2 protein-coding genes and 1 pseudogene are annotated in these 4,320 nt (G+C 44.4%); 1 reads left to right on the forward strand and 2 read right to left on the reverse strand.

From position 1 onward, the window contains the following. Positions 1-375: 375 nt before the first annotated feature. Complete coding sequence (locus EWV84_RS12230) at positions 376-1,941, reverse strand: B12-binding domain-containing radical SAM protein (protein ID WP_287078203.1); 1,566 nt, start codon at positions 1,939-1,941, stop codon at positions 376-378. A gap of 899 nt (positions 1,942-2,840) precedes the next feature. Between EWV84_RS12230 and EWV84_RS12235 the strand changes: the two genes are divergently transcribed. Beyond that, positions 2,841-3,941: an alkene reductase gene (locus EWV84_RS12235; RefSeq protein ID WP_287078204.1), complete on the forward strand. Its 1,101-nt coding sequence runs from the start codon at positions 2,841-2,843 to the stop codon at positions 3,939-3,941. Positions 3,942-4,010: 69 nt separating this feature from the next. Here the strand turns inward: EWV84_RS12235 and EWV84_RS22885 are convergent. After that, positions 4,011-4,100, reverse strand: a pseudogene (locus tag EWV84_RS22885) (PEP-CTERM sorting domain-containing protein); the annotation flags it as partial. Positions 4,101-4,320 lie beyond the last annotated feature (220 nt).

Raw genomic sequence — 4,320 nt, forward strand, 5'->3', positions numbered from 1 at the left:
AGACTTTTAGACTTTTTGTCAATCAAAAAGTACCAGGCATGGGAGTGATCAGGGGGAAAATTCAGGTACTTTTTCCCTGAAAATTAGGTAGTTGACCACCTGAAAATCGGTAAAACCCAACCCCCATCCCCCATCCCCCATCCCCCAACCCCCAACCCCCAACCCCCACCGAAAAACTTTTTCAGCAGACCCTATTTATTTCCACTTTTGCCTTTTGCATGAGTGCCTTTTGCCTGTCCTCATAAGTAGCCTATACTCAACGGATTTAGTATGACTGGACAGTCAAACAACCCCACGCGCTTTTTGTTGCTCTACTTTGGGGTAGGATTCAAGAGCGCTGTTTAGGGATAAATGACTGTTCGTCTGCGATATTGTCTAGTTTTTGAGCGTTTTTTCCAGCTGGGCTACCCTTGCTTTCTGTTGCTTCAAATCGGCTAGTTGTTTTAGTAATTGTTCTCTTACTTCGTAGCGATAGGCAAAAAAATGCTCACCTATCCCTAGGGTGGCTAGATACTCTTCTACCAGACGGGGCTTGACCCAGGCAATCACTGCCAGTTGCCACCAGAAACGGAACCGCGTCGGTCGGACAATCCCCTGCCGCCAGAGCAAGGAACGGAACAATTGCCACTGTTGCCAATCTAATTTACGGTTCGATTTGCCGCGCCATCCCCCCATGATCATGAAATGGTTGAAGGTTCGTTTCAGGTAGTTAACAGGATCGTAGATTTCCCAGAAAGCGTCGATGTATTCTTCGGTAATCTCTTCCACCGGGCGAGTTGGCTCAAAGTTCATCATGGCTCCCTGATGGACAGTGCCCATGCCATCCACCAGACGACCTTCCCGTTGCAGGCGATTCCACAGGGCGGTATTTTTCAGTGCCTGGAGCAGGCTAAACTGCCCCTGGGGAATACTCGCCTCCATAATAAAATCTTTGATCCGCTGCCCTGCGCCAGGTTTCTCATTGTCAAAACCGATAATGAAGCCTGACATAATCTGCAGCCCCATGCGGGTAATTTTGTGACAGGATTCGATCAGGGATTGGCGGGTGTTTTGAACCTTGTTAATGCCCATTAAGCTATCGGTATCTGGTGTCTCAATCCCCATAAACACCAGCATAAAGCCGGCCTTGACCATTAACTCGATCAGTTCACTGTCTTCGGCCAGATTAAGGGAAGCTTCCGTAATCAGTTTAAAGGGATACTGGTGTTGTTCCATCCAAGGGATCAACTCCCGCAGAAACACCTTGGCATTCCGCTTATTGCCAATGAAGTTGTCATCCACCACAAAAATGTAGCGCCTCCAGCCCAGTTGGTATAACGTCTCCAACTCAGCCAACATTTGTTCTGGGGTTTTGGTGCGCGGTTTGCGGCCATAGAGGTTGATGATGTCACAAAATTCGCATTGAAAGGGGCAACCGCGAGAAAACTGCACGGTAATCGCCAGATAGGCATCCAGATCTAGCAGATCATAGCGGGCGATCGGTGTCATGGTTACATCTGGTTTCTCACTGGCTCTAAAGACACCACTCGGTTCACCCCGCTCCAGGGCCGCCAGGAACAGAGGGATTGTCAGTTCTCCTTCATCCAGAATCAGGTAATCTGCCCCAGCTTTTTGGGCAACTTCTGGATAGGAGGTGGGGTAAGGCCCACCCACAGCCACTTTTTTACCCAACTGCAACCCTTTGGCAATCAATTCTTGAAAGTCCTTTTTCTGAATGATCATGGCGGAGATGATTACCAGATCGCACCACTCCCAATCCGAAGCCGTTTCCAATCGGACATTGCGATCAACAAACCGGATTTCCCAATCCGATGGCAACAGGGCCGCCACCGTAATTAAACCCAGAGGCGGATTGGTTGATCTCAAGCCGGCTAGATCTAAAGTCTCTTGATAGGACCAAAAGGAGTTGGGCATCAGCGGCCACAGTAATAGGGCTTTCATTCAGGTGTCTCCAACGAGCTATATGCTTTACATACTAGCCACAAAGCCCAAGTTGATCAAGACTGTTTTAACATCTTTTTTTACTAATAAATTAGTTCTAAATAAATTGTGAAAAAACCGCAATTTTTTCGAGATTAGCACAATTAAATGCACGATGCTTGCTAAAAACTCGGGTTTTACCATTTTTATCAACGCGCTGTAGGGGCTGTCTGCATCTTTTGGGTATTTTTGGGTAGGTTTAATAAAAAATTCTGATTTTGAAAAACCCTCTTACAATTCGCAAGCACCGAAGAGTAATGATTTCGTTTTAGTCCCTAGAAAGTCTGTTTTATAGGCAAAACACCAGTTACTAGACATCTCCACAATGACTATTTCTGGTCAGGTAAAGATAAGCGTAATTACACTATTTTTACCGAATTGGACAAAAATTTTTCTCCTATCAATTTTCGTCTTTATCACAAGCAGGAGGGAAAAAATAAGAACGATGACTTGAGAGAAATGGTCAAGGAGGTGATGGAATGGGGGTAGTCCCCTCATCCATAACTGGGGACAGGTAAATCTGTGGTATTATTTGGGCGATCGGATAGTTTAGGTTCCTATATCTTTAGATTTAAGCAATATTTATGATGCCGAAGTTGCTAAGACATTTATCATGAGTCAACCACCAGAAAATATAGTTTATGTCTCTTTAATTTTGGACGATGAATAAATTCAATAACTGGTAATTATAGTCAGATTTATGACCAAGATCAATTATAGTCAGCTAGTTGATCCGATTAATTATCCTAACTTAGGAGAGGGACAATCTCGCAGATAGCCAGTCAATCATCCTTGGGTGTGATTGTCTGGTTTTAACTAATTGCGGTAAAATTAACCTAAATTCTCTATCGGCAAATTCGATGACTTCCTTCACTACTTCCCTGGCTCTTTTAAGTCAATTTAAATTGGGAGATTTAAACTTAGAAAATCGTCTTGTGCTTGCTCCCATGACGCGAGCGCGAGCCGGAGAAAAACGTCTGGCCAATGAGATAATGGCCGAGTATTACCGGCAAAGGGCCAGCGCAGGATTAATGATTACGGAAGCGACGGTAATTTCTCCCCAAGCTAACGGTTGGCAAAATACCCCCGGTATCTACACCGATGAACAAGCGCAAGCATGGCAAATGGTGACAAAAATCGCCCAAAGAAAAGGAACACCAATGTTCTGTCAATTGTGGCACTGTGGTCGCGCTTCTCATCCCAGTTTTCAGGAAAATGGGGCTTTACCCGTTGCCCCTTCCGCAATTAAGATTAAGGGGGAGTTGCATACACCCATGGGCAAACAGCCCTACGAGACCCCTAGAGCCTTAGAAACCGAGGAAATCCCCGCAATTGTCGAAGATTACCGCAAGGCCGCTCAGAGGGCAAAATTAGCGGGGTTTGATGGGATAGAAATTCACGGAGCTAATGGTTATTTAATCGATACTTTTCTACAATCGGCCACTAATCAGCGTCAGGATAAGTACGGTGGCAGTTGGGAAAATCGCTATCGTTTTTTACAGGAAGTAGTCGAGGCAATTTTAACTGTTTTTCCCAGTCATCGGGTGGGGGTGCGTCTATCTCCCAATGGGGTTTATAATGACATGGGTTCCGAGGATTTTCGAGAAACTTTTCTCTATGTTGCCCAAAGATTAAATGAGTATAATTTAGCTTATTTGCATCTGCTAGATGGCTTGGCTTTTGGTTTTCATGAAAAGGGTCAACCGATGCTTTTATCCGAGTTTCGGGCTGTTTTTAATCGTGCTTTAATCGGCAATTGTGGTTATACCAAAGAAACTGCTGAAGCCGCTATTCAGTTAGGAGATGCGGATTTAATTGCTTTCGGTCGCCCCTATATCAGTAATCCCGATTTGGTGGAAAGATTCGCCAATAATTGGCCTCTTAATCCCGATGCCCAGATGAAAGATTGGTATTCTTTTGACAAGGAAGGTTATATCGATTTTCCCAGTTATAAACCCTAGTTATACTAAATCCAGTTATTAAAGACTGATTATCTATTCCTCCTTTTGCCTCTTGCCTCTTGCCTATCCTGAAAAAATAGCGGCATGGGCGGGAATGGCACTGAAAACGGCACAAGTCACCGGGGGAAGGCAAAGGGCTTTTAGCAGTTGATTAGTCATTTTTGATTGATTGCAAGTTAATGTCCTGGTTAAGAATGGGTAAAAATTGCTATTTATACCCCATAAATCATTGCTTAATAGTAATAAGCATCATAACTCTACCCCCCCCCGAATTTGTCAAGTATTCTCCGTTTTTTATTGATGAATCCGGAAAAAAGCCCATCAGGGAGAGAGTGGAAGGGTTCGCCAAGGAAACATCTTAAATTAATCAGTAATGATT

It is taken from the genome of Microcystis sp. M_QC_C_20170808_M3Col (genome assembly GCF_007095505.1).
Lineage (GTDB): Bacteria > Cyanobacteriota > Cyanobacteriia > Cyanobacteriales > Microcystaceae > Microcystis.